This is a genomic window from Pectobacterium parmentieri (assembly GCF_001742145.1).
GTDB lineage: Bacteria > Pseudomonadota > Gammaproteobacteria > Enterobacterales > Enterobacteriaceae > Pectobacterium > Pectobacterium parmentieri.
This window is the reverse complement of record NZ_CP015749.1, coordinates 2,484,661-2,500,270: the sequence shown is the minus strand read 5'-3', so window position 1 is coordinate 2,500,270 and position 15,610 is coordinate 2,484,661. Positions and strand designations below refer to the sequence as shown.

General features: G+C 51.6%; 13 protein-coding genes. 12 read left to right on the top strand and 1 reads right to left on the bottom strand.

What is annotated here, in order from left to right; genetic code table 11:
* Nucleotides 1–124 precede the first annotated feature (124 nt).
* Entirely contained in the window at nucleotides 125–1,339 is a 1,215-nt protein-coding gene (locus tag A8F97_RS11320) for a pyridoxal phosphate-dependent aminotransferase (protein WP_014699146.1), read from the bottom strand.
* Between the two features lie 500 nt (nucleotides 1,340–1,839).
* On the opposite strand from A8F97_RS11320, the gene lrhA reads away from it, so the two are divergent.
* The 12 genes from lrhA to nuoL all read left to right on the top strand — a co-directional run bounded on the left by lrhA (nucleotide 1,840) and on the right by nuoL (nucleotide 15,551).
* Entirely contained in the window at nucleotides 1,840–2,790 is a 951-nt protein-coding gene (gene lrhA, locus A8F97_RS11315) for a transcriptional regulator LrhA (RefSeq protein ID WP_014699147.1), read from the top strand.
* Nucleotides 2,791–3,465: 675 nt separating this feature from the next.
* Nucleotides 3,466–3,906 carry an NADH-quinone oxidoreductase subunit A gene (locus A8F97_RS11310; protein WP_005969847.1) on the top strand — a complete coding sequence of 147 codons (441 nt, stop codon included), beginning with the start codon at nucleotides 3,466–3,468 and terminating at the stop codon, nucleotides 3,904–3,906.
* 17 nt (nucleotides 3,907–3,923) lie between these two features.
* Nucleotides 3,924–4,598, top strand: coding sequence for a NuoB/complex I 20 kDa subunit family protein (locus A8F97_RS11305; RefSeq protein WP_014699148.1), 675 nt, complete (start codon nucleotides 3,924–3,926; stop codon nucleotides 4,596–4,598).
* A gap of 98 nt (nucleotides 4,599–4,696) precedes the next feature.
* Complete coding sequence (gene nuoC, locus A8F97_RS11300; RefSeq protein ID WP_025919227.1) at nucleotides 4,697–6,496, top strand: NADH-quinone oxidoreductase subunit C/D; 1,800 nt, start codon at nucleotides 4,697–4,699, stop codon at nucleotides 6,494–6,496.
* Nucleotides 6,497–6,498: 2 nt separating this feature from the next.
* Nucleotides 6,499–7,044, top strand: coding sequence for an NADH-quinone oxidoreductase subunit NuoE (gene nuoE, locus A8F97_RS11295; protein ID WP_005969842.1), 546 nt, complete (start codon nucleotides 6,499–6,501; stop codon nucleotides 7,042–7,044).
* Nucleotides 7,041–8,390 carry an NADH-quinone oxidoreductase subunit NuoF gene (gene nuoF, locus A8F97_RS11290; protein WP_014699150.1) on the top strand — a complete coding sequence of 450 codons (1,350 nt, stop codon included), beginning with the start codon at nucleotides 7,041–7,043 and terminating at the stop codon, nucleotides 8,388–8,390. The genes nuoE and nuoF overlap by 4 nt, the downstream gene beginning before the upstream one ends.
* 187 nt (nucleotides 8,391–8,577) lie before the next feature.
* Nucleotides 8,578–11,304, top strand: coding sequence for an NADH-quinone oxidoreductase subunit NuoG (gene nuoG / locus A8F97_RS11285; protein WP_014699151.1), 2,727 nt, complete (start codon nucleotides 8,578–8,580; stop codon nucleotides 11,302–11,304).
* Nucleotides 11,301–12,275, top strand: coding sequence for an NADH-quinone oxidoreductase subunit NuoH (nuoH, locus tag A8F97_RS11280; protein WP_011094550.1), 975 nt, complete (start codon nucleotides 11,301–11,303; stop codon nucleotides 12,273–12,275). Before nuoG ends, nuoH begins: the two co-directional genes overlap by 4 nt.
* Nucleotides 12,276–12,292: 17 nt before the next feature.
* A complete protein-coding gene (gene nuoI, locus A8F97_RS11275; protein ID WP_010278884.1) occupies nucleotides 12,293–12,835 on the top strand; it encodes an NADH-quinone oxidoreductase subunit NuoI in 543 nt (180 codons plus the stop codon).
* Between the two features lie 9 nt (nucleotides 12,836–12,844).
* Nucleotides 12,845–13,405 (top strand): NADH-quinone oxidoreductase subunit J, encoded by a 561-nt coding sequence (gene nuoJ / locus A8F97_RS11270; RefSeq protein WP_005969837.1) that lies wholly within the window; start codon nucleotides 12,845–12,847, stop codon nucleotides 13,403–13,405.
* Nucleotides 13,402–13,704 (top strand): NADH-quinone oxidoreductase subunit NuoK, encoded by a 303-nt coding sequence (nuoK, locus tag A8F97_RS11265; protein WP_005969835.1) that lies wholly within the window; start codon nucleotides 13,402–13,404, stop codon nucleotides 13,702–13,704. Before nuoJ ends, nuoK begins: the two co-directional genes overlap by 4 nt.
* Nucleotides 13,701–15,551: an NADH-quinone oxidoreductase subunit L gene (nuoL, locus tag A8F97_RS11260; protein ID WP_033071137.1), complete on the top strand. Its 1,851-nt coding sequence runs from the start codon at nucleotides 13,701–13,703 to the stop codon at nucleotides 15,549–15,551. The genes nuoK and nuoL overlap by 4 nt, the downstream gene beginning before the upstream one ends.
* Nucleotides 15,552–15,610 lie beyond the last annotated feature (59 nt).

Here is a 15,610-nt window from a genome sequence, read left to right as displayed (position 1 = left end):
AGCGCGGTGAAATATCGATATCGTGGGCGTCTATTGTGAGCACTTGCCAAAAATTATGCAAACGAAGGTCTGGTTTTCGCCGGGCGACGATTGCCCGGCGATGGCAAATTCGCTTACTGCTGGGTTATTGATGATAATGCCCCAGGAAACGCCCTAATTTGTGGATTGCCATGTCCAGCTCATCAATACGCGGTAGCGTGACGATGCGTACATGGTCTGGGTAAGGCCAGTTAAACGCTGTGCCCTGAACCAGTAGCACTTTTTCCTGCAACAGCAGATCCAGTACCAGTTTTTGGTCGTCATGGATATTAAAGCGCTTGGCATCAATGCGTGGGAACATATAGAGCGCCCCTCGTGGTTTTACGCACGATACGCCGGGGATTTGATTGATCAATTCCCAGGAGCGGTTACGCTGTTCATACAGGCGCCCACCGGGTTGAATAAATTCGCTGATGCTTTGATATCCCCCCAACGCGGTCTGAATCGCATGCTGCATCGGCACGTTGGCACACAAACGCATTGAAGCCAGCATTTCGAGTCCTTCAATATAGCCTTTTGCGTGTTTTTTCGGGCCGTTCAGTACCATCCAGCCTTGACGGAAACCTGCCACACGGTATGTCTTGGACAGCCCGTTGAACGTGACTGTCAGCAGGTCCGGTGCCAGAGCGGCAATCGAGTGGTGTTGCGCATCGTCATACAGAATTTTGTCGTAAATTTCGTCGGCGAAAATAATCAGGTTATGTTCACGCGCGATAGACACGATATCCAGCAACAGTTCTTTGCTGTAGACCGCACCCGTCGGGTTGTTCGGGTTGATGATGACAATACCGCGAGTGTTAGCAGTGATCTTTTTGCGGATATCATCCAGATCGGGGAACCAATCGGAGGACTCATCGCAGAGATAGTGAACGGCATTGCCGTTAGACAGGGAAACCGCCGCGGTCCAGAGAGGGTAATCCGGTGCGGGAACCAGCATTTCATCGCCCGGATTGAGCAGCGCCTGCATGGATTGTACAATGAGTTCGGAAACACCGTTGCCAATATAGACGTCTTCAACCGTCATATCGCGCATATCCCGCGCCTGATAGTGCTGAACGATGGCTTTACGGGCGGAATAGAGCCCTTTGGAATCACAGTAGCCCTGTGCTGTTGGCAGGTTACGGATGACATCGACCAGAATTTCGTCCGGTGCCTCAAAGCCGAAAGGCGCAGGGTTGCCAATATTCAGTTTAAGGACCTTATTACCTTCTTCTTCAAGCCGCTTGGCTTCCTTTAGAACTGGGCCACGGATGTCATAGCATACGTTCTCCAGTTTCTTGGATTTTTCAATCGGAGACATAAATAGTACGAACCTTTTGCAGAGAGCGCATATTCCCATACGGAATAGCATAACCTGCTTAATGTACTCCTCCTAAAGTACCTTTTGAAGAATGATTATCGCTTTCGCTGCAAATGATTGCGCATCTGCACTATATGGTTGTGTACTCGTCGAATGGTGCGATATTGTAGGGGGCGGATAACCGTTCAGGCCGCACTTTTTAGCGCCAGAATTGGGTGACAGGGATAGCGTGTTTATTTACGCGTGGAGCGTATTTATTTCGCAGGATGAAATAAAAAGAACGTGTCGTTGTTATTGAATAAAGGATTAAGGCAGGTGAGCCATTTAATTATGTGATGTCTTACCAATGGAAAGGCGATAGGGGTAACGAAATATAAGTATTTTTTTGCCCTTATCGTGCGTCTGCGATAGTGTCTTTAAATGTATCGGTCATTACCTGTACATGTAATAAAACACCAGGAATATTTTGTTAAAATTAAAATAGATAAGTGAAAAATCGTATGACCAGTGCAAATCGACCAGTACTTAATCTCGATCTTGATTTACTGAGGACGTTTGTTGCCGTTGCAGATTTAAATACATTTGCGGCGGCGGCGGCGGCAGTCAATCGGACTCAATCGGCTGTCAGCCAGCAGATGCAGCGGCTGGAGCAACTCATCGGAAAGGAGCTTTTTGCCCGGCACGGGCGTAATAAATTGCTGACCGAACATGGTATACAATTCCTAGGTTATGCCAGAAAAATATTACAATTCAATGATGAAGCCTGTATTTCATTAATGTACAGTGATATCCAAGGCACGCTAACCATTGGGGCGTCTGACGATACGGCAGACACCATCCTTCCTTATATCTTACATCGGGTAGCATCCGTATTTCCTAAACTCTCCGTCAACGTCAGTATAAAACGTAGTGCTGAAATGATGGATATGCTGAATCAGGGGAAAATAGATCTGGTCATTACCACAATGAGCGATGTGCTGTTTCCTCATGTGCTATTGCGTAGTTCCCCGACGTTATGGTATTGCGCGGCGGATTATCAGTTCCGGGCGCAAGAACCTGTGCCTTTGGTTGTGCTGGATGAGCCAAGCCCTTTCCGTTCGTTGGCCACGCAGCAACTGACGGCCGCAGGGATCCCTTGGCGAATCGCCTATGTGGCTTCAACGCTCTCTGCTGTGCGTGCCGCCGTGAAGGCAGGCATGGGTATCACTGTGCGTTCGGTCGAAATGATGAGTCCAGAACTACGGGTGTTGGGCGAAGAGGAAGGGTTGCCGAGATTGCCTGAAACTCGTTATTTTCTTTGCCAGAATTCTAACCAGGAGAATGAACTGGCGACGGCAATCTTCAATGTGATTGAATCAGGGAAGCCTTCTCACATTACGCCTGTCAGTATGTTGGCAAATAGCGTGAATGGAAAGTTGTCTTCTGATTCGTCGCTGAAGGGCGCGATCTAATCGTAATGGGTAGTTAACTATCATTCGGGGAGGGTAGGGACGCACCCCGAATGATGATGATTTATGACTAATGTGTTAAACCCGGTAGGCAGCGTCTTATTGAGCTAATTTCTCCAGTTTTCTCCCGCTTTGCATTTTCCATTTGGTATCAATAGTCTAGGTGTAGGGAAATAAGACGCCATTTCTTGTTATAAAACAGCGGTTCTATTTTTTTAAAATTATGTTATGGAAAATGACATCCCTCCTTGTCCTGAATCTGTGTGATTTTTTTACTAACTAAATTGGTAAAAATGTGTGCTGGATCAAAAAATACCCCTAATAACCACATGGGGGAACAGGCATTTTCTGTGGAAATGGTATAGTGACGCTGCAAACTTGCTTTTTATGCCGCTGCGCTCTGGTTAACTGAGGAAGGCACTGACTCGATTTAGCTACGGGTGAGAACACAAAATGTTAACAAAACAGCGTGCATGTAAAGTAATGTACTGTTATTTTTAGTAAGGTTGAAAAAAAGGTTACAAATTTAGGGGCTCAACCATACCAAGCAAGGCTTACCTGATACGTTTCCGTGCTTTTTTGTGGTTATTAATCCTTCCTTTTAATCGATGTGGCGCATTAACTGCCGATAACAGAGCAGAGATATTACTCGCCACTTTTGATGAGTAAGCAAAGAGAATGTCAACAACTACTGAAATCCTCGCCCATCATTGGGCGTTTGCGCTATTCCTTATCATCGCCATAGGCCTTTGCGTCTTCATGCTGACCGGCGGATTCTTGCTGGGTGGGAGAGCAAAAGGCAGAGCCAAAAACGTACCTTATGAATCCGGGATCGATTCCGTGGGTTCAGCGCGGTTACGTCTGTCTGCTAAATTTTATCTTGTCGCTATGTTCTTCGTTATCTTCGACGTTGAAGCCCTCTATCTCTACGCTTGGGCGGTGTCTATCAAAGAAAGCGGCTGGATTGGCTTCATTGAAGCAACCATTTTCATTTTGGTGCTGTTGGCTGGTTTGGTTTATCTGGTTCGCGTTGGGGCACTTGACTGGACCCCGGTTCGTTCCAAGAGACAAGTCGTCAAATCAGACATCATCAACACTACCAACACTCATCCGCAGTAACAGCGAGGCATTTTAAGATGGACTATACGCTCACCCGCATAGAGCCGGACGGTGAGAATGACCGTTATCCCCTGCAACGTCAGGAGACCGTTTCCGACCCTCTGGAGCAACATGTTCACCGCAGTGTCTACATGGGCAAACTGGAACATGCATTGCACGATACGGTGAACTGGGGTCGTCAGAACTCCCTGTGGCCGTATAACTTTGGCCTTTCCTGTTGCTATGTAGAAATGGTGACGTCATTTACCGCCGTTCATGACGTTGCACGCTTTGGTGCCGAGGTTCTGCGTGCGTCGCCACGTCAGGCTGACTTCATGGTCGTAGCAGGAACCTGTTTTACCAAAATGGCTCCTGTTATTCAGCGTCTGTACGAGCAGATGCTTGAGCCTAAATGGGTTATCTCTATGGGCGCGTGCGCTAACTCTGGCGGTATGTACGATATCTATTCCGTTGTCCAAGGTGTAGATAAATTCCTGCCCGTTGATGTGTATATTCCGGGCTGCCCTCCGCGTCCAGAAGCCTACATGCAAGCGCTGCTGCTGCTGAAAGAATCCATCGGTAAAGAACGCCGTCCTCTGTCATGGGTGGTAGGTGAACAGGGCGTTTACCGCGCCAATATGCAATCTGAGCGTGAGCGCAAACGCGGCGAGAGAATCGCAGTGACCAACCTGCGTTCGCCTGATGAGATTTGACCTGTAGCTGATAAATCCGGTGGCCGTGTAATACCCCGATAATAGTGTGCGGTCATTATCAGATACAGAAATAGCACATTTAATGTGGTGACATATTTATGACAGATTTAACGACACACGATCTCGCTCAGCCAGGCTGGCAAACTCGCGATCATCTTAATGATCCGGTCGTTGGCGAACTGTGTAACCGTTTTGGACCAGATTCATTTACTGTACAGGCAACCCGCACGGGTATTCCCGTTGTGTGGGTTAAACGTGAGCAATTACTCGATGTTGTCACATTCCTGAAAAAACAGCCAAAGCCTTATGTCATGCTGTTTGACCTGCACGGTATGGATGAGCGTCTGCGTACCCATCGTGAAGGTTTACCTGCTGCCGACTACTCCGTTTTTTATCACTTAATTTCTATCGAGCGTAACCGCGACATCATGCTAAAAGTCGCGTTGGCCGAGAGTGATCTGCATTTGCCGACCGTGACCAAACTGTTTCCGAATGCCAACTGGTATGAGCGGGAAACGTGGGAGATGTTCGGCATGACCTTCGATGGTCACCCAAATCTGACGCGCATCATGATGCCGCAGACGTGGGAAGGGCATCCACTGCGTAAAGATTATCCGGCGCGTGCGACCGAATTCGATCCTTTCGAGCTGACCAAGCAGAAAGAAGATCTGGAAATGGAGTCGCTGACGTTCAAACCAGAAGAATGGGGCATGAAGCGCGGCACGGAGAATGAGGATTTCATGTTCCTCAACCTCGGTCCCAACCACCCCTCTTCACACGGTGCCTTCCGTATTATCCTGCAATTGGATGGTGAAGAAATCGTCGACTGCGTGCCTGATGTGGGTTACCACCATCGTGGCGCAGAGAAAATGGGCGAGCGTCAATCCTGGCATAGCTACATTCCTTACACTGACCGTATTGAATACCTTGGCGGCTGCGTTAACGAAATGCCGTATGTGCTGGCCGTTGAGAAACTGGCGGGTATTGAGGTACCGGATCGCGTCAAAACGATTCGTGTGATGCTGTCCGAACTGTTCCGTATTAATAGCCATCTGCTGTACATCAGTACCTATATTCAGGACGTCGGCGCAATGACACCGGTGTTTTTTGCATTTACGGACCGCCAGAAAATTTACGATTTGGTTGAAGCGATTACCGGTTTCCGTATGCACCCAGCCTGGTTCCGTATTGGCGGTGTGGCGCACGATCTGCCACGCGGCTGGGAACGTCTGCTGCGCGAATTCCTTGATTGGATGCCGGCCCGCCTTGATACCTATGTCAAATCCGCGTTACAGAACACCATTCTGAAAGGACGTACTCAGGGTGTGGCTGCCTACAATGCGAAAGAAGCATTGGAATGGGGCGTAACGGGGGCGGGTTTGCGCGCCACCGGCATCGGTTTCGACGTGCGTAAATGGCGTCCCTATTCCGGCTATGAAAACTTTGACTTTGAAGTGCCAGTAGGCGACGGCATCAGCGATTGCTATAGCCGCGTTATGCTGAAAGTTGAAGAGCTGCGTCAGAGCCTGCGGATTCTGGATCAGTGCCTCAAGAACATGCCGGAAGGGCCGTTCAAAGCGGATCACCCGCTGACGACGCCGCCACCAAAAGAGCGCACGTTGCAGCATATTGATACGCTGATTAACCACTTCCTCCAGGTTTCCTGGGGACCGGTGATGCCTGCCAATGAATCATTCCAGATGGTTGAGGCAACAAAAGGTATCAACAGCTATTACCTGACCAGTGACGGCGGCACGATGAGCTACCGTACCCGTATTCGCACGCCGAGCTATGCGCATCTGCAACAGATTCCTTCTGTAATTCGCGGGTGTTTGGTATCCGATCTGATCGTTTACCTCGGCAGTATTGATTTCGTAATGTCAGATGTGGACCGCTAACTATGCATGATCACAACAATCACGATCATATTGACGCTCTGGGACAACCGGCTGCCGATTCGCTGACAAAAGAAAGTACTTTTGTATTGAGTGACGCTGAACGTGACGCCATTGAGCACGAAAAACATCACTATGAAGATGCACGTGCCGCATCAATTGAAGCACTGAAAATTGTGCAAAAAGAACGCGGTTGGGTGCCGGATGGGGCTATCCACGCGATTGCCGACTTGCTGGGTATCCCGGCCAGTGATGTGGAAGGCGTGGCTACGTTCTACAGCCAGATTTATCGCCAGCCTGTCGGACGTCACATTATTCGCTATTGCGACAGCGTCGTGTGCCACATCAATGGCTACCAGGGCGTTCAGGCTGCGCTGGAGCGTAAGCTCAGCATCAAACCGGGACAGACAACGTTCGATGGACGTTTCACGCTGTTGCCGACCTGCTGCCTGGGGAACTGTGATAAAGGGCCATCAATGATGATTGATGACGATACCCACAGCCATGTGACGCCGGAAGGTATTGAAACGTTATTGGAGCAGTATCAATGAGTAAAGACATTGTTCTGACGGCTGAGCAGCATCCTCTGACCTGGCGTTTACGCGCAGACAAACAGCCGGTGTGGCTGGATGACTATCGCAGCAAAAACGGTTATGTCGCCGCGCAAAAAGCGTTAACGGGCATGGCACAGGATGAAGTGGTCTCACTGGTTAAAGACGCTGGCCTGAAAGGGCGTGGCGGTGCGGGCTTTTCAACAGGCCTGAAGTGGAGCCTGATGCCGAAAGACGAAAGCATGAACATCCGCTACCTGCTATGTAACGCAGATGAGATGGAGCCGGGTACTTATAAAGACCGCCTGCTGATGGAGCAAGAGCCTCATCTGCTGGTTGAAGGCATGCTAATCAGCGCGTTTGCGCTGAAAGCCTACCGCGGCTACATCTTCCTGCGTGGTGAATACATCGAAGCTGCAGTTAACCTGCGCCGCGCAATTGAAGAAGCAAAAGCCGCTGGTCTGCTGGGCAAGAATATTCTGGGCAGCGGGTTCGATTTCGAGCTGTTCGTGCATACGGGGGCGGGGCGTTATATCTGCGGTGAAGAAACTGCATTGATTAACTCGCTGGAAGGCCGTCGTGCCAATCCGCGTTCCAAGCCGCCGTTCCCGGCGTCTGCGGGCGTTTGGGGTAAGCCGACCTGCGTCAACAACGTGGAAACGCTGTGTAACGTACCGGCGATTATCGAGCACGGTGCGGCGTGGTATCAGGGGCTGTCTGCCGGTAAAAGTAAAGATGCCGGCACGAAACTGATGGGCTTCTCTGGCCGCGTCAAGAATCCGGGCCTGTGGGAACTGCCTTTCGGCACCACCGCGCGCGAGATTCTGGAAGACTACGCGGGCGGCATGCGCGATGGTCTGAAGCTGAAAGCCTGGCAGCCGGGCGGTGCAGGTACGGATTTCCTGACGGAAAGCCATCTCGATCTGCCGATGGATTTTGAGCACATTGCAAAAGCAGGTAGCCGTATGGGCACTGCGCTGGCGATGGCTGTCGATCACGAAATCAATATGGTCTCGTTAACGCGTAACCTCGAAGAGTTCTTCGCTCGTGAATCCTGTGGCTGGTGTACGCCGTGCCGTGATGGTTTGCCGTGGAGCGTGAAGATTCTGCGTGCGCTGGAGAATGGCGAAGGCCAGCCTGGCGATATTGAAACGCTGGAGCAGCTTTGCCGTTTCCTCGGGCCGGGTAACACCTTCTGTGCGCATGCGCCAGGTGCGGTCGAACCGTTGCAAAGTGCCATCAAGTATTTCCGGGAAGAATTCGAAGCGGGTATCTCTAAACAGTATTTAGGCAATCTTAAAGCGATTGGCGGTATCCAGCCTAACCTGTTGAAAGAGCGCTGGTAAGCTATCGCTCAACATGTGCGAGATGCAGTGAATGTATCCGCAGGGTGGCGCAAATAAGCCACCCTCATAAACCCAATAGATTTCAAGGCGCAGGTAGCCAACGCATTTGCGATTTGAAAGATGAGGGTATACAGAATTTTTGATTAGCGCTCGTGGCAACACGGGCCATTATGGAAGCATGCTGACTATGGCTACTATTCATGTAGACGGCAAAGAGTATGAAGTAAACGGAGCAGACAACCTTCTGGAAGCTTGCCTGACTCTGGGACTTGATATTCCTTACTTTTGCTGGCACCCCGCGCTCGGGAGCGTCGGATCTTGCCGCCTCTGTGCGGTAAAACAGTATCAAAACGCGGAAGACACCCGCGGTCGTCTGGTGATGTCTTGTATGACACCAGCAACCGATGGGGCGTTCATCGCGATCGAAGATGAAGAAGCGAAGCTATTCCGTAAGACGATAGTTGAGTTTCTGATGACCAACCACCCGCACGATTGTCCGGTGTGTGAGGAAGGCGGTAACTGTCATTTGCAGGATATGACGGTTATGACGGGGCAAAACTTCCGTCGCTATCGCTTCACCAAACGTACCCACCGCAATCAGGATCTCGGGCCGTTTATTTCTCATGAAATGAACCGCTGTATTGCTTGCTATCGCTGCGTGCGTTACTACAAAGACTATGCGGATGGCAAAGATCTCGGCGTTTACGGTGCGCACGACAACGTTTATTTCGGTCGCCCGGAAGATGGCACGCTGGAAAGTGAATTCTCCGGTAACCTGGTTGAAGTGTGTCCTACTGGCGTATTCACCGACAAAACGCACTCCGAGCGCTATAACCGTAAATGGGATATGCAGTTTGCACCGAGCGTCTGCCAACAGTGCAGCGTCGGCTGTAATACCAGCCCCGGTGAACGCTATGGTGAACTGCGTCGTATTGAAAACCGTTTCAACGGTAGCGTAAACCACTATTTCCTGTGTGACCGCGGCCGTTTTGGTTACGGTTATGTCAACCAGAAAGACCGTCCGAACCAGCCGCTGCAACGTCGTGGTAATGACTGGATCGCACTGAATGCCGATCAGGCACTGCAAGGTGCGGCGGATGTGCTGCGTCAGGCGAAGAAAACGATCGGTATCGGCTCGCCGCGTGCCAGTATTGAAAGCAACTTCGCATTGCGTGAGCTGGTAGGCGCAGAGAACTTCTACACTGGTATCGCGCAGGAAGAACAAAATCGCCTGCAACTGATTCTGAAAGTGCTACGCGAAAGCGGTGTGAGAACGCCAGCACTGCGTGAAATCGAAGGCTACGATGCCGTTCTGATTCTGGGTGAAGACCTAACGCAAACCGGTGCGCGTATCGCGTTGGCCGTTCGTCAAGCCGTTAAAGGCAAAGCCCGCGAAATGGCAGCAGCGCAGAAAGTAGCTGACTGGCAGATTGCGGCGATCATGAACATTGGTCAGCATGCCAAGCACCCGCTGTTTGTCACCAACGTAGACAGCACCCGTCTGGACGACATTGCGGCATGGAACTATCGTGCACCGGTTGCCGATCAGGCGCGCCTTGGTTTTGCCATTGCGCACGGTCTGGACAGCAGCGCGCCGGCAGTTGCCGATCTGGCTGCGGGTCTTGACCAGAAAGTCGATATTATCGTACAGGCTCTGGCCGGTGCGAAAAAACCGCTCATCATCTCTGGCACCAATGCCGGCAGCGAAGAGGTTATCTCTGCTGCGGCAAACGTTGCTAAAGCGCTGAAAAGTCGCGGCTCTGACGTCGGCATTACCTTTGTTGCACCTGCTGCAAACAGCATCGGGTTGTCAATCATGGGCGGCGGTTCGCTGGATGACGCGCTGGTGCAGTTGGAAAACGGTGAAGCCGACAGCGTGGTGGTTCTGGAGAACGATCTCTACCGTCATGCACCAGTCGCTCGCGTTGATGCGGCCCTGGAAAAAGCTGAGAACCTGATTGTGGTCGATCATCAGCGTACTCGCATCATGGACAAAGCCAGCATCATTTTGTCTGCCGCCAGCTTCGCTGAAAGCGACGGTACGCTGGTGAATCAGGAAGGCCGCGCTCAGCGTTTCTTCCAGGTTTATGACCCAACGTACTACAACGACAAAATTGTGATGCTGGAAAGCTGGCGCTGGCTGCACTCGCTGTATATCACCTATAACAGCCGTCAGGTTGACTGGACGCAACTGGACAACGTGATTGACGCCTGTGTTACGGCATTACCGCAGTTAGCGGCGATTAAAGATGCTGCGCCGGACGCTTCGTTCCGTATTCGTGGGCAGAAATTGTCGCGTTCACCGATTCGCTCCAGCGGCCGTACTGCGATGCGTGCCAATATCAGCGTGCATGAACCGCGTCAGCCTGTCGACAAAGACACCATGTTTGCCTTCTCAATGGAAGGGAACAACAGTCCGACAGCTAACCGTCAGCAAATTCCGTTTGCCTGGGCGCCAGGTTGGAACTCACCGCAAGCCTGGAACAAATTCCAGGATGAAGTGGGCGGACATTTGCGTCATGGCGATCCTGGTGTGCGTATGATCGAAGCCGGAGAAGGTTCGCTGGCGTACTTCGACAACATTCCTGCGGCTTTCGTCCCACAAGCGGGTCAATGGCGTGTTGCGCCGTATTATCACCTGTTTGGTAGCGATGAAATGTCACAGCGTTCTGACGTGATTCAGCAGCGTATGCCAGAGCCTTACGTGATGGTGAACCCGGCTGATGCAGCGACGCTCGGTGTAAACGCCGGTACGTTGCTGGAATTGACCTGTGCAGGGCAAACGCTACGTCTGCCACTGCGCTTAAGTGCGGCATTGAGTCAGGGACAGGTTGGTTTACCGCTGGGCTTACCGGGTATTGCGCCGGTGCTGGCGGGTGCAACCGTTGAAAATCTGCGGGAGGCCGCACAATGAGTTGGTTAACGCCGGAATTAATCGAGATTCTGATCACCGTCGGAAAAGCGGTCGTGATTCTGCTGGTTGTGGTGACCTGTGGCGCATTCATGAGTATGGGTGAACGTCGGCTGCTTGGCCTCTTCCAGGGACGTTATGGACCAAACCGGGTAGGTTGGGGTGGTTCATTACAGCTTGTTGCTGACATGATCAAAATGTTCTTCAAAGAAGACTGGGTGCCGAATTTTACCGATAAGGTGATCTTCACGTTGGCACCGATGATCGCGTTTACGTCAATGCTGATTGCCTTCGCGATTGTGCCGATCACACCAACCTGGGGTGTCGCCGATCTGAACATCGGTATCTTGTTCTTCCTGATGATGGCGGGTCTGGCCGTTTACGCGGTGCTGTTTGCCGGTTGGGCGAGTAATAATAAATACTCGCTGCTCGGTGCGGTACGTGCTTCCGCTCAGACCGTGAGCTACGAAGTGTTTATCGGCCTGTCGCTGATGGGCGTTGTCGCACAGGCAGGTTCGTTCAACATGCGTGATATCGTCGATTCTCAGGAACATCTGTGGAACGTTATCCCGCAGTTCTTCGGCTTTATTACATTTGCCATCGCAGGCGTGGCGGTGTGTCACCGTCACCCGTTTGACCAACCTGAAGCTGAACAGGAACTGGCAGATGGTTACCACATTGAATATTCCGGTATGAAATTCGGTCTGTTCTTCGTGGGCGAATATATCGGGATCGTGACTGTTTCCGCGCTGATGGTGACCTTATTCTTCGGTGGCTGGCATGGTCCGTTCTTGCCTCCGTTTGTCTGGTTTGCGCTGAAAACAGGCTTTTTCATGATGATGTTCATCCTGATCCGTGCTTCGTTACCCCGTCCACGTTATGACCAGGTGATGGCTTTCGGTTGGAAAGTCTGTCTGCCGATAACGCTTTTGAATCTGCTGGCGACAGCCGCCGTCATTTTGTACAACGCTTAAGAAGGGGTGAATAAACCATGACATTGAAAGAGTTAGTGGTTGGTTTCGGCACCCAGATACGCAGTATCTGTATGGTGGGATCGAATGCTTTCAAGAAGCGCGAAACCAGGATGTACCCAGAAGAGCCTGTGAATCCACCGCCGCGCTACCGTGGCCGTATCGTGCTGACGCGCGATCCCGATGGTGAAGAGCGCTGCGTTGCCTGCAACCTGTGTGCGGTGGCCTGTCCGGTTGGCTGTATCTCATTGCAGAAAGCAGAAACCAAAGATGGCCGCTGGTATCCAGAGTTCTTCCGCGTCAACTTCTCGCGCTGCATTTTCTGTGGCTTCTGTGAAGAGGCATGTCCGACAACCGCGATCCAACTGACGCCGGATTTCGAGATGGGCGATTACAAACGTCAAGATCTGGTGTACGAGAAAGAAGATCTGCTGATATCGGGGCCGGGTAAATATCCGGAATACAATTTCTACCGGATGGCTGGTATGGCAATCGATGGGAAAGACAAAGGCGAAGCTGAAAACGAAGCCAAACCTATTGATGTCAAAGGCCTGTTGCCCTAAGGAGCTAGCATGGAATTCGCTTTTTATACCACAGGTTTGATTGCGATACTGGCGACACTGCGCGTCATTACGCATACCAATCCTGTGCATGCATTGTTGTATATGGTCACCTCGCTTATGGCGATTGCGGGCGTCTTTTTCTCGCTGGGGGCTAATTTTGCTGGCGCGCTGAGCATCATCGTCTATGCCGGCGCCATCATGGTGCTGTTTGTGTTCGTGGTTATGATGCTCAACCTCGGTAATTCCGTAGAAGAACAAGAGCGGAATTGGCTGAAGCCCAGCGTCTGGATTGGACCAAGCATTTTGTCACTGGCGTTACTGGTGATTGTGGTTAACGCCATCCTTAGCCTGAAAGAGCAGGGCATCACTGGCACGCCTGTTGAGGCGAAAGCCGTGGGTATCAGCCTGTTTGGTCCTTATGTTCTGGCGGTTGAATTAGCGTCAATGCTACTGCTGGCGGGATTGGTTGTCGCTTTCCACATTGGTCGTGAAGATAAACGTGGTGACGTTGTCAATAAAGAAGGCGCAAACCAGGATGTTGAGAAAAAAATAACGGGGGAACGCGCATGATTCCGTTACAACATGGATTGATTTTAGCCGCTATCTTGTTTGTTCTGGGGCTGACCGGTCTGTTAATTCGTCGTAACCTGCTGTTTATGTTGATCAGCCTGGAAATTATGATCAACGCTGCCGCGCTGGCTTTTGTCGTCGCAGGCAGTTACTGGCAGCAGCCGGATGGTCAGGTGATGTACATTCTGGCGATTACGCTGGCGGCGGCTGAGGCGAGTATTGGTCTGGCGCTGTTGTTGCAGATGTATCGTCGTCGTCAAACCCTGAATATTGATACAGTCAGTGAGATGCGCGGATGAACTTACTCTATTTAACAATACTCTTCCCGCTGCTCGGCTTTCTGCTGCTGGCATTTTCCCGTGGTCGCTGGTCTGAGAACACGTCCGCGACGGTCGGTGTTGGCTCGATTGGTTTGGCAGCGTTAGTTACCGCTTGGGCTGTGGTCGATTTCATGGGCCAGCAGCACAGTGGCGGCGTCACCTTCTTTAATCAGCATCTGTGGACATGGATGACCGTGGGTAATTTCGACATTAGCGTAACGCTGGTGCTCGATGGTCTCTCGGTGACGATGCTGTCCGTGGTGACGGGGGTCGGCTTCTTTATTCACCTATTTGCTTCTTGGTATATGCGTGGGGAAGAGGGATATTCTCGCTTCTTCGCTTACACCAACCTGTTTATCGCAAGTATGGTCGTTCTGGTACTGGCTGATAACCTGTTGCTGATGTATCTCGGTTGGGAAGGGGTAGGGCTGTGCAGTTATCTGCTGATCGGTTTCTACTACACCAATCCGAAGAACGGCGCGGCAGCGATGAAGGCTTTTATCGTTACGCGTGTCGGTGACGTCTTTTTGGCCTTTGCGCTGTTCATCCTCTACAAAGAGTTGGGTACGCTCAACTTCCGCGAGTTGATGGTCCTGGCACCGCAGAAACTGGCTGAAGGTTCACCTGAAATCACCTGGGCTACGCTGATGTTGCTGGGTGGTGCGGTGGGTAAATCAGCACAGTTGCCGTTGCAAACCTGGCTGGCAGATGCGATGGCCGGTCCAACGCCGGTGTCTGCATTAATCCACGCCGCAACGATGGTTACCGCAGGTGTTTACCTGATTGCGCGTACCAACGGTTTGTTCCTGATGGCACCGGATGTGTTGCATCTGGTGGGTATTGTCGGTGCTGTGACGCTAGTGCTGGCGGGTTTTGCTGCCTTGGTGCAAACCGACATCAAACGCGTGCTGGCCTATTCCACCATGAGCCAGATTGGTTACATGTTCCTGGCGCTGGGCGTGCAGGCATGGGATGCCGCCATTTTCCATCTGATGACGCACGCATTCTTTAAAGCGCTGCTGTTCCTCTCTTCTGGTTCGGTGATTTTGGCCTGCCACCACGAGCAGAATATCTTCAAGATGGGTGGCCTGCGCAAAACGATTCCGCTGGTTTATGTTTGCTTCCTGGTCGGGGGCGCAGCGCTGGCTGCACTGCCGCTGGTTACCGCGGGCTTCTTCAGTAAAGACGAGATTCTGGCTGGCGCATGGGCAAATGGTCACATCAATCTGATGGTGGCTGGATTGGCTGGTGCCTTCATGACCTCGCTGTATACGTTCCGTATGATTTTCATCGTGTTCCACGGTGAAGAGAAAACCAAGGCGCATGCAGGAAAAGGCATTTCTCACCACTTACCGCTGGTTGTGCTGATGGTTCTGTCCACCTTTATTGGTGCGATGATTGTTCCTCCGTTACATGGCGTATTGCCGGCAACGACAGTGCTTGAACACGGCCAGTTGCTGACATTGGAAATTACCTCTGGCGTGGTGGCGATTGCCGGTATTCTGCTTGCCGCTGTGCTGTGGCTGGGTAAACGTCAGGCGGTGAATAGCATCGCGAAGAGTGCCCCGGGTCGTTTCTTCTCGACCTGGTGGTTCCATGCGTGGGGCTTCGACTGGTTGTATGACCACGTCTTTGTTAAACCGTATCTGGCTATCGCGAAGCTGTTGCAGCGTGATCCGTTAAATGCATTGATGACCCTGCCTGCCATCGTTACCCGTTGGGGTAATCGTGGGCTGGCACTCAGTGCGAATGGTCAGTTGCGCTGGTACGTTGCCTCTATGGGCTTTGGTGCCGTGCTGGTGCTGGGCTTGTTACTGCTGGTGTAAGGCAGTATCCGGTAACGTATGAAAGGCAGGGCATTCCACATAAAGGAATGCCTGCCACG

Coding starts and splice junctions, on each gene's coding strand:
- nuoC (WP_025919227.1), top strand. CDS start 4,697: ATGACAGATTTAACGACACACGATCTCGCTCAGCCAGGCTGGCAAACT.
- nuoG (WP_014699151.1), top strand. CDS start 8,578: ATGGCTACTATTCATGTAGACGGCAAAGAGTATGAAGTAAACGGAGCA.
- nuoI (WP_010278884.1), top strand. CDS start 12,293: ATGACATTGAAAGAGTTAGTGGTTGGTTTCGGCACCCAGATACGCAGT.
- nuoL (WP_033071137.1), top strand. CDS start 13,701: ATGAACTTACTCTATTTAACAATACTCTTCCCGCTGCTCGGCTTTCTG.
- nuoH (WP_011094550.1), top strand. CDS start 11,301: ATGAGTTGGTTAACGCCGGAATTAATCGAGATTCTGATCACCGTCGGA.
- nuoK (WP_005969835.1), top strand. CDS start 13,402: ATGATTCCGTTACAACATGGATTGATTTTAGCCGCTATCTTGTTTGTT.
- nuoJ (WP_005969837.1), top strand. CDS start 12,845: ATGGAATTCGCTTTTTATACCACAGGTTTGATTGCGATACTGGCGACA.
- lrhA (WP_014699147.1), top strand. CDS start 1,840: ATGACCAGTGCAAATCGACCAGTACTTAATCTCGATCTTGATTTACTG.
- A8F97_RS11320 (WP_014699146.1), bottom strand. CDS start 1,339: ATGTCTCCGATTGAAAAATCCAAGAAACTGGAGAACGTATGCTATGAC.
- A8F97_RS11305 (WP_014699148.1), top strand. CDS start 3,924: ATGGACTATACGCTCACCCGCATAGAGCCGGACGGTGAGAATGACCGT.
- A8F97_RS11310 (WP_005969847.1), top strand. CDS start 3,466: ATGTCAACAACTACTGAAATCCTCGCCCATCATTGGGCGTTTGCGCTA.
- nuoE (WP_005969842.1), top strand. CDS start 6,499: ATGCATGATCACAACAATCACGATCATATTGACGCTCTGGGACAACCG.
- nuoF (WP_014699150.1), top strand. CDS start 7,041: ATGAGTAAAGACATTGTTCTGACGGCTGAGCAGCATCCTCTGACCTGG.